At 38.4% G+C, this 18,524-nt stretch carries 16 protein-coding genes; 2 read left to right on the top strand and 14 right to left on the bottom strand.

The genetic code is table 11. The annotated features are described in order from the left end of the window. Positions 1–20: 20 nt before the first annotated feature. The 7 genes from BK585_RS01810 to BK585_RS01780 all read right to left on the bottom strand — a co-directional run bounded on the left by BK585_RS01810 (position 21) and on the right by BK585_RS01780 (position 7,156). Complete coding sequence (locus BK585_RS01810) at positions 21–1,379, bottom strand: ABC transporter substrate-binding protein (protein ID WP_078551433.1); 1,359 nt, start codon at positions 1,377–1,379, stop codon at positions 21–23. 20 nt (positions 1,380–1,399) lie between these two features. Beyond that, on the bottom strand, positions 1,400–1,948 hold the full coding sequence (locus BK585_RS01805; protein WP_078551432.1) for a glycerol-3-phosphate responsive antiterminator: 549 nt from the start codon (positions 1,946–1,948) through the stop codon (positions 1,400–1,402). Beyond that, positions 1,941–2,741: an HAD-IIA family hydrolase gene (locus tag BK585_RS01800; RefSeq protein ID WP_170885447.1), complete on the bottom strand. Its 801-nt coding sequence runs from the start codon at positions 2,739–2,741 to the stop codon at positions 1,941–1,943. The genes BK585_RS01805 and BK585_RS01800 overlap by 8 nt, the downstream gene beginning before the upstream one ends. Before the next feature lie 378 nt (positions 2,742–3,119). Continuing rightward, positions 3,120–3,857 (bottom strand): tRNA pseudouridine(38-40) synthase TruA, encoded by a 738-nt coding sequence (gene truA, locus BK585_RS01795; RefSeq protein WP_078551430.1) that lies wholly within the window; start codon positions 3,855–3,857, stop codon positions 3,120–3,122. A 22-nt stretch (positions 3,858–3,879) separates the two neighbouring features. Continuing rightward, positions 3,880–4,686, bottom strand: a complete 807-nt coding sequence (locus tag BK585_RS01790) for a glycosyltransferase (protein ID WP_078551429.1) — start codon at positions 4,684–4,686, stop codon at positions 3,880–3,882. A 5-nt stretch (positions 4,687–4,691) separates the two neighbouring features. Further along, positions 4,692–5,861 carry a glycosyltransferase family 4 protein gene (locus BK585_RS01785; RefSeq protein ID WP_078551428.1) on the bottom strand — a complete coding sequence of 390 codons (1,170 nt, stop codon included), beginning with the start codon at positions 5,859–5,861 and terminating at the stop codon, positions 4,692–4,694. A 239-nt stretch (positions 5,862–6,100) separates the two neighbouring features. After that, entirely contained in the window at positions 6,101–7,156 is a 1,056-nt protein-coding gene (locus BK585_RS01780; protein ID WP_078551427.1) for an LLM class flavin-dependent oxidoreductase, read from the bottom strand. Positions 7,157–7,388: 232 nt separating this feature from the next. On the opposite strand from BK585_RS01780, the gene BK585_RS01775 reads away from it, so the two are divergent. Continuing rightward, positions 7,389–7,841, top strand: coding sequence for a hypothetical protein (locus BK585_RS01775; RefSeq protein WP_078551426.1), 453 nt, complete (start codon positions 7,389–7,391; stop codon positions 7,839–7,841). Between the two features lie 157 nt (positions 7,842–7,998). Here BK585_RS01775 and BK585_RS01770 read toward each other — a convergent pair whose 3' ends face one another. Next, entirely contained in the window at positions 7,999–8,943 is a 945-nt protein-coding gene (locus BK585_RS01770) for an L-lactate dehydrogenase (RefSeq protein ID WP_245805764.1), read from the bottom strand. A gap of 251 nt (positions 8,944–9,194) precedes the next feature. On the opposite strand from BK585_RS01770, the gene BK585_RS01765 reads away from it, so the two are divergent. Beyond that, positions 9,195–10,868, top strand: a complete 1,674-nt coding sequence (locus BK585_RS01765; RefSeq protein ID WP_078551424.1) for a glutamine--tRNA ligase/YqeY domain fusion protein — start codon at positions 9,195–9,197, stop codon at positions 10,866–10,868. Between the two features lie 83 nt (positions 10,869–10,951). Here the strand turns inward: BK585_RS01765 and BK585_RS01760 are convergent, their stop codons facing one another. The 6 genes from BK585_RS01760 to BK585_RS01735 form a co-directional block, all read right to left on the bottom strand. Next, entirely contained in the window at positions 10,952–12,640 is a 1,689-nt protein-coding gene (locus tag BK585_RS01760) for a YndJ family protein (RefSeq protein ID WP_078551423.1), read from the bottom strand. Positions 12,641–12,718: 78 nt separating this feature from the next. Beyond that, complete coding sequence (locus BK585_RS01755; RefSeq protein WP_078551422.1) at positions 12,719–13,396, bottom strand: DUF4166 domain-containing protein; 678 nt, start codon at positions 13,394–13,396, stop codon at positions 12,719–12,721. A 17-nt stretch (positions 13,397–13,413) separates the two neighbouring features. Then, positions 13,414–14,310, bottom strand: coding sequence for a DoxX-like family protein (locus BK585_RS01750; RefSeq protein WP_078551421.1), 897 nt, complete (start codon positions 14,308–14,310; stop codon positions 13,414–13,416). Positions 14,311–14,423: 113 nt separating this feature from the next. Beyond that, complete coding sequence (gene nhaC / locus BK585_RS01745; protein ID WP_078551420.1) at positions 14,424–15,815, bottom strand: Na+/H+ antiporter NhaC; 1,392 nt, start codon at positions 15,813–15,815, stop codon at positions 14,424–14,426. Positions 15,816–15,937: 122 nt separating this feature from the next. Further along, entirely contained in the window at positions 15,938–17,407 is a 1,470-nt protein-coding gene (locus BK585_RS01740) for a protein adenylyltransferase SelO (RefSeq protein ID WP_078551419.1), read from the bottom strand. 175 nt (positions 17,408–17,582) lie between these two features. Further along, positions 17,583–18,500, bottom strand: a complete 918-nt coding sequence (locus tag BK585_RS01735; protein ID WP_078551418.1) for an aldo/keto reductase — start codon at positions 18,498–18,500, stop codon at positions 17,583–17,585. Positions 18,501–18,524: the final 24 nt, after the last annotated feature.

Genomic DNA, 18,524 nt, shown 5'->3' with positions numbered 1-18,524 from the left:
GATATCTCCTTACTTTTCAATTACTTATTAAAAGGTTCTAAAATTTTGTCTGCTTCTTGTTGTGCTTTTTCAAGGGCTTCTTCCGCAGTCAGTGTGCCTACGATGGCAGCTTGCAAATTATCATTAATTGCTTTATAAACACGTCCATTTTGGTGAGTTGATAATTCTGCTTGAGCATGTTGTAATTGGTCTCTCGCTACAGCTGCTTGTGGAAAATCAGTTACATACTCTTTCATTAATTGTGTTTCATAGGCAGAAACAGACGTCGCGACATATCCTGTATCAATACTCCACTGTGCAGCACGTTCCGGCTGAGTCACCCAGTTTACAAATTTCCAAGCAGCCTGTTGTTTTTCTTCTGGAACGTCTTTAAAAATATAAAAGTTCCCTCCACCAGTTGGGCTTCCATATTGTTTGTTTCCAGGCATAAACGCCACTCCAAAATCAAAATCAGAGTTGGTACGTACATTCGTTAAATTTCCTGTTGTATGGTAAATCATCGCTGTCTTTCCTTCGATAAAGTTTGAAGGCACTGTTGCCCAGTCAATGACATCTTTAGGCATGACCTCGTGTTTGTTTGCTAAATCTAACCATAGTTGAAGGGCTTCCACGTTTTCTGGCGTATTAAAATAAACTTCGGTTCCATCGCCATTCATTAAATTTTTACCATTTTGTAGCGCAAACCCTTGGAACAACCAGTAAGGGAATCCAGATGTCGGGATTTCAACACCCCATTGTGTCACTTGTCCATTTTCATCACGCTTCGTTAACTTTTCAGCATAACTAACAAGCTCATCCCAATTCGTTGGTGGTTGCTCTGGGTCTAATCCCGCTTCTTCAAACATTTCTTTGTTGTAGTAAAGGACAATCGTACTTCGTTGGAAAGGAATACTCCATGTTTCTCCACCTGTTTGAGCATTTTCTAAAAAGGCAGGGAAGAAATCATTAATGTACGATTCACCACCATCTTCAGCTATAAAGTCCTCAAAAGATACAATCGCGTCCATATCTTTTAATGTGTATAATTCAGTAGAAAGAAGAACAGCTAATTCAGGTGCATTGTTTCCTTGTACCGCCGTTTGAACCTTCGTCATCGTCTCATCGTAACTTCCAGTGTACACCGGGTTAATTTTAATCATTGGATGTTCTGCCATAAAGTCATCCGCCATCTTTTGAATCACTTCTGTCAGTGGACCACCAACAGCAATTGGATAATACCAATCAATTTCTACCATTTCTTCTGTCGCTTCAACTTCGACTTCTGTGCTTTTTGTTTGTTGATCTGGCGTATTGGTTTGCGCACTATCCTCAGATGAACATCCAACTGCTAATATCACACCTACTATAAAAAACATTACGAAAACTAAACCCTTTTTCATTTCTCTTTCACTCCTATTTTTTATAAATTGATAAATGATTTACGACTTAATGAAACGGCAACAGCTCCTGCTTGAAGTGCGGCATCCACCTCCCCTAATTGTTGAATTAATCCACCAGCGACGACTGGCTGTTCGATTGAGTCCGCTAACGTTCGTATCACCTTTGGCATTAAGCCGGGCATTGCTTCAACAGCATGAGGATTACTCTTTTTTATACTTTTAATCCCAGTGCCTAAGGCATTAGAATCTATAAAAAACAAACGCTGGATGGTAAGTAAGTCAAACCGTTTTGCACTTGAAATAACTTGACCTCTCGTGCTCAATATTCCATCTGGTTGTAGCACTTCTGCCACATAATGAATGCCTTTTAAATCTGTCGATAGACCTTGTACTGTATCTACATGAAGAAATACTCTCTTCTCGTAATGGCGTATTTTTCTCATCGTTTCAGTTAGGTCAATAATGTTGTCATTTAATAAAAAAATCGTTTTTATCTTTTCCTCTTGTAACACTGCTTCGAGTGATTCTTCATCATGTACACTGACAATGATTTCATTTTTCTTAAACACAGCACTCTCCCTTTCCCTTTTCTTGTGTTAGTAGAATATTTGCAACGGATTGCATGACATAGGTAGACTCATAATTGACTCTATTTTGGTAGGAAGCGACTCCCGTTTCGACTAAGCAGGTATCCATCCCCAAAGCTTTACCTACTTCAATATCTGTTGTGAGTGAATCTCCGATAAATATAGAAGTAGCGATGGTAGATGTAACCCTACTAATTATCGCTTGTTGCATCCATTTAGTTGGTTTGCCGACATGTTCAGGCTCTTTTGTAGTACAGCTTGTAAGAACGGCACTTAATGCCCCACTATCTGGCACACGCCCATCCTCGGTGGGACAATATAAATCTTTGTTAAGCAATAATAGTTCTGACCCGTTGTCCAATTGATACAAAGCATCACAATAGCTTTGGTACGTTATATTTTTGTTCATACCTAGCAAAACATGGGTGCACTCGTCACGAGTACTAGCTACCAATTGATAGCCTCTTTTTTGTAATTCTCCACAAACTTCTACATCAACAATTGGTAATAGCTTTGGTGTAATGTTTTTTTCTTTAAAATAAAACTCTAACGCATCTATTGGAGTCACGATTTCTTCAACTTCCACTGCAAACCCAATGTTCCTCAACTTTTCTACTAATCTAGCCTTTGTAAATAAAGGTGTATTTGTTGCAAACAAAAGTTGCTTTCCTTTGTCTCTCAGTGTTCTTAACGTGTTAATCGACCCTGGTATCTCCGTTTGTTCCCTCACTATCGTCCCGTCGATATCAAATATGTATGTATCATAGTCTTTCATGCTTGACCTCCTGTATTCAAATGCACAAAAAGAAGAACCCATTGAAAAAGAAGAGAAAGTGTACAAACCACAGATCGATCCTATCAATCTCACACACTTGCTTTTCTTCCCCAGGGTTACTCCTCAATTATTTTCTCCACCCATTAGAGAACTTTTATTTTGTTTTCTTTACATGGACATCTTATCAACTATTTGTAAATGACATATTTATGAAATGTAAAGAATCCGTTTGTAATTTGTTAAGCATTTTTTCATAGGGCAATAGTTTAGAAGTGAAATAACAGACATTGGCTTTACTCACCACCACAAAGAGGCCGGTTCAAAAGATAGTATCATCTTTTGTTCCAGCCTCAGTTTCTTTGTTATTTACATTACTTCTTATTCAAATTCAATCGTTTTCAAGTACAGTCCCTGGGCTTCTGCCATTAACCCTGGGCTTCTTTCTTTTGCTTGCAGAGCTTTCGGAATGCTACCAGCATTGACTTTACCTTGTCCTACTTCAATCAGAGTACCTACAATTTTTCGGACCATATTATACAGAAAGCCATTTCCACGTATTCTAACCTCTAGGAAGCCATCATTGTGAATCAATTCAAGCGAATGGATAGTGCGTACCATTGATTTTTTCTTTGATTTTGCATTTGAAAAAGCGGTAAAGTCATGTTCGCCGACAAAATGAGTGGCGGCCTCTTTCATCTTTTGAACATCTAGTTTCTCTTTTACATGCATGCTATATTTACGCATGAAAGGGTGAGTATACTCTTCATTCCATATCTTGTAGACATAGGTTTTATTTACAGCGTTGTACCTAGCATGAAAACGGTCATGAACCTTTATTACATCGACGATGCTTATATCTTGGGGTAAATAGCGGTTTAAATGCTTTTTAATCTCACTTTCTTTTACATCTTTCTGACTTTTAAAAGTAGCAATTTGTTCAAGCGCATGAACCCCTGCATCTGTTCTACCCGCTCCAATGATTTCGACGGGTTTTCCTTCCAACTCAGATAAAACACTTTCAATTTTTCCTTGGATCGTTAATTCACCGTTACCAAGACGCTGCCAACCTTTATAACGACCACCATCGTATTGTATGACTAACTTATAGTTGTTCATTGAATTCTCCTTGTTTCCACTTTTATGTATGTTTGTAACGTAGTTTTCTAAGCTGATTATATACCCTTAATGGAACTAATCCTACTACCAAAGGTCGAAAAGCAAAGAGATAGGCTGGAATTGGTAACTTCAACTTGTAATATCCACTTGCCCTAACATACGCTTCGTTTAGCCTTCTTCTAAAGGTTCTTCTTTTATTTGCATTTCTATCATCTCTAACATCATAGAGAGCTTCCTGTATATTGTAGCCTTTTGAACCTTGCGCATACATCATAAACCAGAGATGATAGTCTTCAACCTGTAAGGTTTTCTTCGATTCATCGTATCCGTTCACGGCAAGAATAGCTTCTTTTCTCACCATACATGGCGCATGACAAAACGGAGACTGTTTAATAAAATCTTTTGGTTGTGGCTCTTCGACTGATAATATTTCTCCCCAACATCCTTTTTCATCAAAGAAGGCCATACCGGTACTGACTATATCATATTGTGGTTGACGGTCTAGCCAATCGACTTCTTTTTGAATTCTTTTGGGCCGAGAACGGTCGTCTGCATCTTGCCTAGCAATATATTCTCCAGTAGCAAACTGTAAACATTGATTCAAGCTATGAGCTAGTCCTTTATTGCTTTCATTCTTAATCACAATTATATTTGGGTAGCGCTGCGCAAAAGACATTGCCACTTGTAACGTGGAGTCTGTAGACCCATCATCACACATAATTAACTCCCAATCCGAGTAGGTCTGGGTTAGCAAGGAACTGATACTTTCTTCTAACGTCTTTTCACAGTTATATATCCCCATAATAATAGACACTTTAGGGTTTTTCAAAGTATTCAACCCCCTTTTTTAAATCTAGCTTCTGTTAGTAAGCGGTTACGGTCTGAAAGGATGTGTACCCATAGTTTCCTCTGGTCAAAGTGTTTATGAACAAAAGAAACAGCAGCTTCGCCCATGCTGGTTCTTCTACTGGAGCATAGCATAGCTTTCATTGCTTCACTCAACGGTTGTATTTCACCTTTTGGAATGACAATGCCGCTTTTCCCTTTTTCAATCGCTTCAGTTGGACCAGGTATATCGGATACAATGACAGGTACTCCCATCGCTCCTGCTTCAATAACAACGGAACCAAACCCTTCACGATAACTAGGTAATACTAATACATCGAGTGCAGCATAATATGTTTCAACATCATGTACAAACCCACAATGGATGATTGAGTTTTGTAGCTTTACCCAATTGTTCAACTCTTCGTCAATTCCATATTGCTCATCTGGGCCAATTAAAAGCAGACGAACATAAGAGTATTGTTCTGACAATGACTTAAATGCAGCAAACAGTTCATTGATCCCTTTATCTTTCGTTAAACGGCCAATAAATCCAAAGACAATGTTGTCTTCCGTAATCTGATATTGATTTCTTACCTCTTTACGCCACGTTTCTTTATACTTGATGTTAAATCTCCTAAAATCAACACCGTTGGCACTGCCATTCCAAACGACGTTACTTTTATTGCTTCGATAAAGGTGTTCGTCATGACTAAAAAGGAGATTCCCCTTACTATCTGGTTCGACATACGTTGAAAACTCACAAACCATCTTCTCGATGGCTTTACATAAACGTCGACGCCATCCTGTAAAACCTACATATCTAATCCCCCATTGACAATATAGTCGTACCGGAGTTCTCGCAAGCCAAGAAGAAAAGGAGGCATAAAACGCCGCATTGGGAGTGGAATACTGAACGATGTCATAGCGTTCTTGCTTAAAATGTCGATACAACTGCCAAATGCTTTTTAGCGCACCGAAACCATCCATTCCTCTTTTCATTCGGACGGGTTGATAGCGAATTTCCTCATTTAACATCTTTTCCAAATTTTTGTCGTAATCACAAATAATCGTAATTTCATATCCTTTTTTTGATAGAAACAAAAGCTGGTCTATTAAAAACGTTTTTATCGTAATCGATGTTGTTGTGACAACACACATTTTTTTCGTTGCTCCCATCCTAACACCTTCAGCTTTCGTAATATTATGAAGATTTACCTCATTATGTTAAGTCTAAAGCCTAAAATGTGTTAGTTAAATAGTTATAAACGCTCGTTTCTATCTATTACAAAATACTCATTATGCCTTGTTTACCTTATGAGATCAAGAACACCCAGCAACATAATTATGCTGCTGGGTGTTATTGACAAATAGAGGAAAGAGTAATCCTTGGGATCTCCTAACTTCCCACTCTGCTACTATTTTCCTTGTTCACTAGCTTCCCATCTCGCAATTTCTTCACGAACCATTGGAGCTACTTCTTTCCCTAATAATTCAATTGCACTCATGACATCTTCATGAGGCATTGTGCCAACAGGTACATGTAACATAAAACGTGTCACACCAACATTTTTTCGAAGATGAATGATTTTATCGGCGACTGTTTTCGGGTCTCCAACATATAATGCTCCGTCAAAACTACGAGCAACATCAAAGCTTCTACGAGTATAAGGTCCCCATCCTCGTTCTTTTCCGAGCTTATTCATCACATACTGAGTAGATGGGAAAAATTTATCGGCTGCCTCTTCTGAATTTTTGGCAATGAATCCATGCGAATGAGAAGCAACGGTTAGCTTCGAGACGTCATGACCTGCATGATCCACTGCTTTTTTATACAGTTGCACAAGAGGCTCAAACTGTATTGGACTTCCTCCGATAATCGCTAGCACAAGTGGTAACCCAAGAATCCCTGCACGCACAACAGACTCTGAATTCCCTCCACTTCCAATCCAAACCGGTAATGGGTCTTGAACCGGTCGAGGATACACACCTAAGTTATCAATCGCTGGACGGTGTCCGCCTTTCCACGTCACCTTTTCTGAATCTCTTATTTTTAATAACAATTCTAGTTTTTCTTCAAATAATTCATTGTAGTCATTGAGGTTATAACCAAACAAGGGAAACGACTCAATAAAAGAACCTCTTCCAGCCATAATCTCTGCTCGACCGTTTGATATGGCATCGACCGTAGCAAAATCTTGAAAAACCCGTACTGGGTCTGCAGAGGACAACACAGTAACAGCACTTGTTAACCTAATTCGTTTTGTTTGAGATGCAGCTGCAGCTAGGATAATTGCAGGAGATGACGCGGCAAAATCTTCCCTATGATGCTCTCCTACTCCAAATACATCTAGTCCTACTTGGTCAGCTAGGACAATTTCCTCGACAACCTCTCGAATTCGTTGTGCGTGACTTATCACTTCACCATTAACATCTGGTGTCGTTTCAACAAATGTACTTAATCCTATTTCCACGATAATGACCCTCCTACCAAATCTGCAATTATTATTTCTTTTTTTACATCTTACCTGAACCTCTATTTGTTCACAAAAAATGTGCTCGTAGATAGTGATTTCATCTTAATCAATTAAAAGTGATGATAACAATTCGTAATGTATGTACAGGACTTATGATAGATATGATAGATATGTTACACTTAGCAAATACTATGATGCTAACCAAACATTCGGTGAAAGGATTGACATAATGAAGGTCACAAAAAAATTAAAACTACTAATAGTAAGTTATCTATTTTCCGTTTTCTCTTGTTATTCTCTATTTAAAATGTATGAATCAATGGTATTATTCCTTGGAGATAGCAATCCTGAAATTGATAATGTAGGTGCTGTTGCTTTAGCTATGGTATTTGCTCCTATTTTATTATTTTTCTTTTCTTCGATTTTCTATTTATTTGTATACTTATATTCTGTTAAGAAATTCCCCAACCAACTCTTTTCTTGGCGTATTTTTCTCCTTGAAAAGAAGACAATTGGGTTAAATGCAATTAGGATTTTAATTTTAATACTGTTGTGGTTTTTTATGGATTCGATGCGAGAAGAAATCGTTCCAATGTGGGCATTTTTTACTGTAGCCTTTAACATTGTTCTTAACGGGTTTTGGGTATTACAGATGGTTGCGGAACGTCAGAGGGAATCGTGACAACAGTGTGCTCATTTAAGAGGGTGGGACAAAGGTTGTTTAACCTTTTGTCCCACCCTCTAAGCACTGAACGAAACCGAAACCTTAATAGCAAGTTTTGAGTGAAGCCAGTGCAAGTATTTTAGCTAGTTACGTCACTGTATCCTCTTCCTGTTTCTTATTCTTTTTTATCAAAAAGAGAACTCATTGTTTCCTTTAATACATTAACTGAATGGTTGAATTGCTCTTTCTCTTTATCATTTAAATTTAATTCAACCACTTGTCGAATCCCTTGACGGTTAACAACTGCTGGTACTCCAATGTAGACATCATCATTTTCATATTCGCCATTTAGATGAACAGATACGGTTAATATTGAATTTTCATCATGAAAAATAGCTCTTGTTAACCTGACAAGGCCCATCGCAATCCCATAGTATGTAGCGCCTTTTCTCTCAATAATATCATATGCGGCATCTCGTACATTTACAAAAATATCGTCTAAATCTTCCGCACTCCATTTGTCATTTTTTTGAATTAAATCATGAACTGGTCTTCCACCGATATCGGCATGACTCCATACAGGCAACTCCGTATCACCATGTTCTCCAATAATATAGGCATGGACATTCCGAGTGTCAATGTGAAAGTACTGACCTAATAAATACCTAAAACGTGCTGTATCTAAAATGGTTCCTGAGCCAATGACACGCTCTTTAGGTAAACCAGAAAACTTCCATGTAGCATACGTTAAAATGTCTACAGGGTTGGTAGCTACAATAAAAATACCGTCAAAGCCACTTGCCATTACTTGTTCGACAATTGCCTTAAAGATTTTTGTGTTTTTTTCAACAAGATCTAATCGTGTTTCACCAGGCTTTTGATTTGCACCTGCACAGATAACAACAATGTCTGCGTGTTCACAATCAGCGTAGTCTCCTGACCATATTCTTGTGGTAGAAGGAGCAAACGGAAGACCATGGTTAAGATCCATCGCGTCCCCCTCTGCTTTCTCTTTGTTCAAATCTATGATGACTAGCTCATCTGCAATAGGTTGGTTTAACAAGGCAAACGCATAACTTGACCCTACAAAACCGTTTCCGATTAACGCCACACGATTCATATCATTTCCACCTTTCAACATATATTTTTTTATATTCTAAGTATAACTGATTATAAATGATAACTGTACTCTTCTAGCTTCCGCAATTCCATTTGGAATATCCACTGAGGAAACAAGCAGCTCCTTGTTTTTTGCTAGATACCGATCGAGAATTTGCTCACAACTCGACTTGTGTTACAATATTGACTATTACATAGTGTATAATGGAAAATTATATCAAAGAGCAGAGACAGTAGAAAGGGTTGATTTTAGTGGAGCATAACTCAAACTTTATTCGAAATATTATAAAAGATGATCTAGCCAGCGGAAAAAGAAAACACGTCATTACACGCTTTCCTCCTGAGCCCAATGGATATTTACACATCGGACATGCCAAATCGATTGTCATTAATTTTGATTTAGCAGATGAATTTAACGGAAAAACAAACCTCCGTTTTGATGACACAAATCCATTGAAGGAAGATTCCGAATATGTTCATGCTATTAAAGAAGATGTGCAATGGTTAGGGTATGATTGGGACGGATTATTTTTTGCTTCAGATTACTTCCAAGAAATGTACGAACGAGCGGTTCTTCTTATCAAAAAAGGAAAAGCGTATGTCGATGACCTGACTCAAGAAGAGATTCGTGCCTACCGTGGGACGTTAACTGAGCCTGGAAAAGACAGTCCTTATCGAGGACGTTCGATTGAAGAGAACTTAGATTTATTTGAACGCATGAAAAAAGGGGAATTCGGAAACGGAGAAAAGGTATTACGTGCCAAAATCGATATGAATTCACCGAATATTAACTTACGTGACCCTGTCATTTATCGAATTTCTCATGCCACACATCATAACACTGGAGATCAATGGTGTATTTATCCTATGTACTCCTTCGCTCATCCATTAGAAGATGCGATTGAAGATGTCACTCATTCAATTTGTACGACTGAGTTTGAAGACCAACGTCCACTGTACAATTGGATTGTTGAAGAATGTGAAATGGAAAGTAAACCACAACAAATTGAGTTCGGTCGTTTAAACATTACGAATGCTGTGATGAGTAAGCGTAAGTTAAAACAGCTTGTTGATGAAGGGTTCGTCGATGGATGGGATGACCCACGAATGCCAACCATTTCTGGATTACGAAGAAGAGGCTATACACCAGAGGCGATACGAGCATTTGTTAGAGAAACAGGTATATCGAAAGGCTCAGGTGTGGTCGACTCACAAATGTTAGATCACTTTGTTCGTGAAGATTTGAAACTGAAAGCTCCGCGAACAATGGGTGTCGTACGTCCTTTAAAAGTAGTAATTACAAACTATCCTGAAGGACAAACAGAAATGCTAGAAGCTGAAATCAACCCTGAAAATCCAGAAATGGGTTCAAGACAAATCCCGTTTTCAAGAGAAATATATATTGAGCAAGAAGACTTCATGGAAGATCCGCCGAAAAAGTATTTCCGTCTTTTCCCTGGAAACGAGGTTCGCTTAAAGCATGCGTACTTCATTAAGTGTGAAGACTTTGTTAAGGATGAAAATGGGAATGTTGTTGAAATTCATTGTACGTACGATATCGAAACGAAGAGTGGTTCGGGCTTTACCGGGCGTAAGGTAAAAGGAACACTTCATTGGGTGGATGCTTCTCAAGCAGTGCCTGCTGAGTTCCGCCTGTACGAACCATTACTAGTAAGTGAAGACCCAACCGAACTTGAGGCAGAATCTACAGAGCCAGAGGTAGAAAAATCGTTCCTAGACCAAGTGAACCCAAATTCTCTTCAAATTCTTCAAGGCTTTGTCGAACCGAATATGAAGGATGCTAGCCCTCAAGATAAATTTCAATTTTTTAGACATGGCTACTTTAGTGTCGACCCTAAGCACACGACAGAAAACAAGCTTGTCTTTAACTTAGTTGTATCGTTGAAGAGTTCGTTTAAGTTGTAACGATTATAAAAGTAAATAAGAAGAGGCTGAACATAGGGTAAACGCAACCTTTTGTCACAGCCTCTTCTTCTCTTTTCCTCCACTTACGTCGTTCGTTTCTCAATCAAGTAATTAATGGATAGAAATCTTATACCTAGAAGCCACATTTCATGTTTTGCTGTTATTTGATTCTCTGATGAATTCGGTACTTCGATAATAAAATGTTCACTAAGAGGTAATCGAACGGAAAACCATCTCGTCACAAAATATATTCCCTCGTCTCCTTTATTATTTTCCTTCCCAAAACTAGTTAACACCATTCCATCTCCACTAGACGGATTCTCAAAACGAAGAACTCCTGTCATTTGCCCAAGTGGAAGAGGTAACGCTATATTTAAATATTTATTTCCTTCATACTGATGATAAGAATACGCAGCAACAAAAACGGCTTTCCCTGTTTTTCTCGATGTTCTTACCCAAGCTCTAACTTTTTCTCTTCCATCCTTCTTACTATCTATAGCAAGAATTTGATTATCAACTACAAACTCTTCATCAGGTTCATTCCTTGGAATATTAAGTTGTTCAATGGTCGAGCTGATCTGGTTATATACGAAAGAAAGTGTCTGAAATCCAAAATGCCAGGTTGTTGAAGACTTCATTTCATAGTTTACTGTATTTTCATAAAACCCTTTTATGTCACCGTGAACCTTGTTTGGTTGAAAATGTCCCTGCTCAAAACAATCAATACTTTCCACAAGACCATGACAAGAATTCTTCTTATCTCGGTAATTATGCCTATCAAAAAAATTTGAACCAATTTTGGTTTTACCATAAATCTTGCTAAACGAAACCCCATAACAACTACGATGCATCTTAGGAGATAGAAGTAACCAACCAATAACACCAAGAAATACAAAACCGAAAGCATTTCCAATGCCATGTAACCAGACCATGTCAGGTATGGTGATTAAGGTGAGATTGAGTAATCTTCCTAATCCATAATAAATAGAAAGGGTCATCGTAAACAGTAAGGTGATTGAGGAAATTGCTAAAAGGGTGTAGGCAATCTTATTCACTATCCTCTTTCTATGTGTAACCACAATTAAATACGTGTATATCCACAAACAACTCACAAAAATAAGAACAAAGGAAAACTCAATTACTCTTGAATAGGTAATACCCAATGCAATTCCTAGTGAGCTAATCATGATACCGATTGTAGCCACTTGGTAAGACATAGGCATTGGGGCAGCAGACTGTCTTATCACTCTTCCTAGTAATCCAGCAAATATAGGAGTAATAAAAGCAGAGAAATGAAAATGTATTGCGGTTAATAAAATAATCAAAGCCCCAAACCCCATCACATCTAGACCAAATTGAAAAATAGTAAACCATGCTCCACCTAAAATGAGGTACATTAGCCCAATGTCTATACTTACTTCTTCAATAATATAAAACCCTCTGGCTAGCAATCTTTGTAAACCAAATAAAAAAACAAGACCGGTCCAAATTAACCACCCCAGTGCTAATACCCCAGCCAATAGCCCTGGCGGAAATAAGAAAGATAGAAAAGCTAGTATGACAGCTGCAGGGTATAGGTAGACACATGTTACATATGTTTTAAAATAGGTTCCATCACGGTATTTTGTCTCTGTTAAAGATAAGGCTAAAGGGACAACGACAAACATGGCAAAAAGCAACAATCTCTCTACAATTGGGAGTTGCAATAAAAATAAAGTTACTAACCAAACGAGCAAACCTATAACTGCTTGTACAATTACTATTTTTTTCATAAGCTTCTTCCTTTACTGAAAACAAACGACTTTAAAGACATGGGGGTACTGAAACAATTGATTTGTTTTATAGTGGCTTCACAATACATTCATGGTACCTTCTTTTCTTGGCTTCTTATTTTTAGGAATTCCACCAGTACAGGAGTAATATTCGGTTTTAAAAGTCCCTTTATATCCAAAAATCGTACCAAACATTTTGTTTTTTACTTCAACTTTAATATGGAATTTCTCATTTATCTCATCATACCATTCAACAGCTTCAGCAACTCCTGAAATAAACGAAGGGATATTAAATTTTATACCCATATTGTTAAATACCAATGGACCAGATAAAAGGCGAATTCCTCCATTTTCTAAAACAGATAAATCTATTTTTGTAACAAAATCTTGGTCGATACCCAAGTAATCTACTATTCCTTTTGTTTTAGAGCTATACACCATCGTTGCATCGAAATGCCTTGTTTTTGAAAAATTAAAACTACGATTCCACGCCATACACTCTTGACCAATTGAATTTTTATAAGCATAGTTTTCTAGAGTAAACGGGATTTGAGATCCTCTTTCTCGAAACGAAATATGTTTAAGCGTCCCTAATTGTAAGAAAGGATACATAAAAATGCGTCCGCCCCAAATTTCATCCATAACTCCTCTACTTATGCTTGCTATATTAGCTTGACTTGTTAAACCAAACTTTTCCTGTAACTTAGGGTGCATCTTCTTATATTCTTTTCCGAGAGCCTTCTCATAAATTGACAAGCTTATCACCTTCTACTCTATCGACGTCTTTTACACCTTGAAGCACTTGGCAAATCTTGAAGATTTAATAGTGCTATGACAGAATACCCAACTACGGCAACAGTTATCGTGGGTAGATTAAAAGGACCAGCAAAGACAACGCCTTGACTGAAATAAGCCCCAACACCTAATGCTAGAAGAGCAGCTATGTTAACGAGGTGCAGCCATTTCTGCCGATTAATCCATAGAAAAAGCAAACCAAACACAATTTGGCCAATACCCAACCCATACAAAAACAACACTTCATTTCCTTGAAACAAGCCAGTCCCTTTTAGTAACGCCAGTTCACCCGCTTCTTGATGAAGAATCTTAGGAACTAATCCTTGATAAATCCAAATAAAAGCTAACACAAAACTAATAATAAAATGGTACATTGTTCTTAGAAGGGAAATTCGCGGTGGAATTTCCTTCTCAATCCAAATACGTAAACAATCAAAACTCCATGCAGTCGCCCACCCGATGAGTGGCTTAAATAATATATCGATCATTTTTCCCGACAAACCAAAACGAGTTCTATAGTCATATTGAGTAAAAAATTGAATCCCACTTTCTGTTTGAACATACTTCCAATACCCACTACCCTCTCGAATAAGTGACAAAGGATGATTAGTCCAAAATTTTAGAGAAGACATCCTCTCATTATCTTTTTGGATTGTTTTTACACTTTCTCCCTCTCCCGCAATGCTGAGCCCAAATCCAATATTCGTTTTATATAAGAACTTTTGGAGGTCTTCCTCCTTTGCTTTAGGCAAATATGATATTTCAGAGAACCGTAAATCCCATTGCTCATGAATACTTGGGTTTTGAGTGTACTCCCATACTCGTTCCATATCACTTTCAATCTCTATCTCAACATAAATCGGCTTAGATTTCACAATCTTGCTCCCTCACTTCCGGCTCCAATATAGTAATAATTTTCACTACCTTATTACTAAACATTACCATAAAAGTAAGGGCGACTGTGAAAAAAGAATCACAGTCGCCTTATTTATTGCTCATCTTTATCCTCCGTAGGTTCCATCGTAATATTAAAGTATCCGTATCCCGCTACAATTATTGGGGTTAGCCAACAAACTATCGCAAATGGTGCATACGCTACTGGACTTACCGATAATACAGTGAGCATAAACATTCCACTGCTGTTCCAAGGGATTAATGGAGCAGTTAGCGTACCACTACCCTCCATTGCCCTTGATAAGTTCTTTTGGTGTAAGTTGTTTTTTTCATAGGACTCTTTAAACATCTGACCAGGTATGATAACGGCTAAGTATTGGTTTGCACTGAAAATATTGATAAATATACCGGAAGCGAGCGTCGTTGCAATTAAGTTTCCAGTACTTTTCACAAATTTCATCATCCCCATGACTATCGCATGAAGCATGCCGCACTTATTCATAATGCCACCAAAGCCTAAGGCTACCATTGCTAGGGCAATGACCGAGTACATATCAGACATGCCACCTTGAGAGAGAATATTGTTCATCGTGTCTGAATCTGTTTCAACAGAGAATCCACTATAAAGCGTGGTCAGCATCTCGCTCATGCTTCCGCTTTGAACCGTTACATGCATGACGCTTCCTAATACTACACCGACAATGAGACTCGGGATAGCTGGCATTTTAAATAATATCATCGTAATAACCGCAAGAGGCGGTAATAAGAGCCATGGAGAAAACACGAACGTATCTCCTAATATGCTTTGCAGTTCTTGGGTCTCCCCATTAGATCCCTGACCTTCAGTTGTCCACAAACCAAGAACAAAGAAGAACACTAAACCTATCATAAATGCAGGTAGCGTCGTATATAACATGTGTTTAATATGCTCATAAAGCTTCACACCGACAATGGAAGGGGTAAGATTGGTAGAGTCTGATAAGGGGGAAAGTTTATCCCCGAAAAACGCTCCAGACACAACGGCCCCAGCGACCATCTCTGTTGGAACTCCCAAACCTTCACCTATAAAAATACAGGCAATTCCCGCTGTCCCTGCGGTTGTCCAAGAACTCCCTGTCACAATAGCGACGACACTACAAAAAAGCAATGTGGCTGGTAAAAATATCGTAGGCGTCATAAAGTCAAAACTAAAGAAAATTAAAGCTGGAACAACCCCACTAGCAATCCAAACTCCAATAACCATTCCAATAATAAGCATAATAATAAACGCAGGAATAGCCGTTTTAATAGAGTCTGTCATCCCATCCTCTATCTCTTTCCAACTATATCCCTGTGTTAGCGCAACAATAACAGCAACCGCTCCACCTAGAAACAAAGCCATATGCGGTTCGGCATCATATACAAAAATACTTAACCCTAGAAAAATACCTAAAAAGATAATAGGAATAATAGATACGTTAAAACTTGGTGTTTTTTCGTCTGACATTCTATACCTCCGAACGTTAATAGAGTCTCTTTATCATACAGTTACCCTATGAGTATCGTTCGAAAACAAAAAAAGAGGATGAGACAAAAGGTCGTTATTTTACCTTTTGCCTTATCCTCTAATCATGTACCACAAAACGTTTTATAAGCTTTTCCTAGTGGGTCTGGCATTGTACAATAAGTCGACTCGTTCTCCTCATAATCATACGGATTAGAAAGAACTCCGAGAAGTTTTCCCATTACGCTTAAATTCCCATCGTCCTCCGCTGCTGCTAACGCTTCTTCTACACGGTGGTTTCTTGGGATGATAGCTGGGTTCGTATTTTTCATCAACTGTACCGATTCTTCTTTTGATTGCTGTTGTCTAGTTCTTCTTGTTTTCCATAACTCATACCATTGCTCAAACTTAGGGTTTTCGCTTAATGGGTTATCTTGAAGATTTTCCAAGGTTAACCCACGGAATGTATTCGTAAAATCTGCGCGATGTTTTTGCATTAACTCTAACAACGTTTCGATTAACGATTCGTCTTCTTTCTCTTTCGTAAATAATCCTAATTTAGCTCTCATACCGTCTAGCCAATTGGACTTAAACAATTCTGGATATATTGAAATTGCATCTTGGGCAATCTCAACAGCCTTTTCTTCATCCTCGTGCAGAAGTGGAAGAAGGGTTTCAGCAAATCTAGATAAATTCCATCCTCCTATCGGTGGCTGGTTTCCATATGCATAGCGCCCTTGTCGGTCAATTGAACTAAATACGGTCCCAGGGTCATATGTATCCATGAAAGCACAAGGACCATAATCAATGGTTTCTCCACTAATTGTCATATTATCAGTGTTCATGACTCCATGAATAAAGCCGACCAACTGCCATTTTGTAATGAGCGCAGCTTGGCGCTTAATCACTTCTTTTAAGAAAGATACATAGCGGTTGTCATCTTCGTATACGTTTGGGTAATGCCTTTTAATCGTATAATCTGCTAAAGCTGTTAATTCTTCTTTACTTCCCCATGCTGCAGCATATTGAAAGGTTCCAACTCGAATGTGACTGGATGCGACTCTCGTTAAAATCGCTCCCTCTTGTACCGTTTCCCGATAAACCGGTTCTCCCGTTGTCACAACGGCTAAGCTTCTTGTCGTTGGAATACCAAGAGCATGCATGGCTTCACTAATGATATATTCTCGTAGCATCGGTCCTAATCCCGCTCGTCCATCTCCACCTCTAGAATATGGTGTTCTGCCTGGTCCTTTAAGCTGGATGTCCAATCGTTCTCCTTGAGGGGTTAGCTGTTCACCGAGGAGAATGGCTCGCCCGTCTCCTAGCATGTTAAAATGACCGAACTGATGGCCACCATAGGCTTGGGCGAGAGGCGTCGCTCCCTCTGGTACTTGATTTCCCGCTAATACGTTTATCCCTTCTTCCTGTTGCAGTTCTTGACCATGTAAACCTAAAGATGTGGCGAGTGCATCATTAAATATGACCATTTTCGGATCCTGTACGGGGATAGGATTAAGTTTTGAGAAAAACGGTTCCGGCAAACGAGAATAACTATTGTCAAAGTTCCAACCTGTCTGATTACTTTGATTTGTCATTTTTTCTCCTTTTTAAATGTATTTTAATTTAAAGTTTGTATTTGATGTTCAATCATTTCTTTTACTAATGTTTTCTTCGTTCTGTTATTTATACCCTTCCATGGAAAGTTCAAAAATCCTCCGCAAACGTGCGAAGGATTTTTACAATACTATCAAAGCAAGAGTTGTTTATTATTTAAGGCAATATGTTTCCAGCTGCCCGGAAAATGCCATACCACTCTTCACGCGTCAGCTCAATTTCTGATGCTTTCATACAATCCTTTAAGCGACTTTCATTCATTGTTCCAATCACAGGTTGCATATTAGCTGGATGGCGTAGCAACCAAGCAACCGCAATCGTTGTGTTACTCACTCCGTAATGCTCAGCAATTTCATCAATTTTTTGATTCAATTCTGGGAATTTCTCGTTTCCTAAGAATACCCCTTCAAAGAACCCATATTGAAATGGAGACCACGGCTGTATCGTAATATCATGTAATCTACAATAATCAAGAATACTTCCATCTCGGTCAATCGCTGGGTCATTTTCCATATTTACATTAAGCCCGTGTGAAATCATATTGGCATTTGTAATACTTAATTGAAGCTGATTTGCCACAATTGGTTGTTTTACGAATTTCTTTAACAACTCAATCTGCATCGGTTTTTGGTTCGATACACCAAAATGACGTACTTTACCCGAGGTTTCAAGCTGGTCAAATGCTTCGGCCACTTCTTCTGGCTCAACTAACGCATCAGGACGATGTAAAAGCAAGACATCAAGATAATCTGTGTTCAGCCTTTGTAATATGTTATCAACAGAAGTAAGAATGTGTTCTTTAGAAAAATCAAACATCCCCTGTCGAATGCCACACTTCGATTGAAGAATGATTTTTTCTCGAACATCATCGTTCATATGTATCGCATCAGCGAAGATTTTCTCGCATTCTCCACCACCGTAAATATCTGCATGGTCAAAGAAATTAGCGCCATATTCAAGTGCCGTTTGAATAAAATGTTCTGCCTCTGGTTTCTCTAATGAATTGATTCGCATGCAACCGACAGAAACAACTGGTACTTCTAGTGCACTCGTTCCTAGTTTCATTGTTCTCATAGCATTCACCTTCCTATTTATTAT

Origin of the sequence: Bacillus alkalicellulosilyticus (assembly GCF_002019795.1) — a bacterium.
Taxonomy (GTDB): Bacteria; Bacillota; Bacilli; order Bacillales; family Bacillaceae_F; genus Bacillus_AO; species Bacillus_AO alkalicellulosilyticum.
The sequence above is the reverse complement of the archived record's forward strand: the minus strand, read 5'-3'. Positions and strand labels throughout refer to the sequence as shown.

Coding starts and splice junctions, on each gene's coding strand:
- BK585_RS01810 (WP_078551433.1), bottom strand. CDS start 1,379: ATGAAAAAGGGTTTAGTTTTCGTAATGTTTTTTATAGTAGGTGTGATA.
- BK585_RS01800 (WP_170885447.1), bottom strand. CDS start 2,741: ATGAAAGACTATGATACATACATATTTGATATCGACGGGACGATAGTG.
- truA (WP_078551430.1), bottom strand. CDS start 3,857: ATGAACAACTATAAGTTAGTCATACAATACGATGGTGGTCGTTATAAA.
- BK585_RS01785 (WP_078551428.1), bottom strand. CDS start 5,861: ATGGGAGCAACGAAAAAAATGTGTGTTGTCACAACAACATCGATTACG.
- BK585_RS01775 (WP_078551426.1), top strand. CDS start 7,389: ATGAAGGTCACAAAAAAATTAAAACTACTAATAGTAAGTTATCTATTT.
- BK585_RS01770 (WP_245805764.1), bottom strand. CDS start 8,943: ATGAATCGTGTGGCGTTAATCGGAAACGGTTTTGTAGGGTCAAGTTAT.
- BK585_RS01760 (WP_078551423.1), bottom strand. CDS start 12,640: ATGAAAAAAATAGTAATTGTACAAGCAGTTATAGGTTTGCTCGTTTGG.
- nhaC (WP_078551420.1), bottom strand. CDS start 15,815: ATGTCAGACGAAAAAACACCAAGTTTTAACGTATCTATTATTCCTATT.
- BK585_RS01740 (WP_078551419.1), bottom strand. CDS start 17,407: ATGACAAATCAAAGTAATCAGACAGGTTGGAACTTTGACAATAGTTAT.
- BK585_RS01735 (WP_078551418.1), bottom strand. CDS start 18,500: ATGAGAACAATGAAACTAGGAACGAGTGCACTAGAAGTACCAGTTGTT.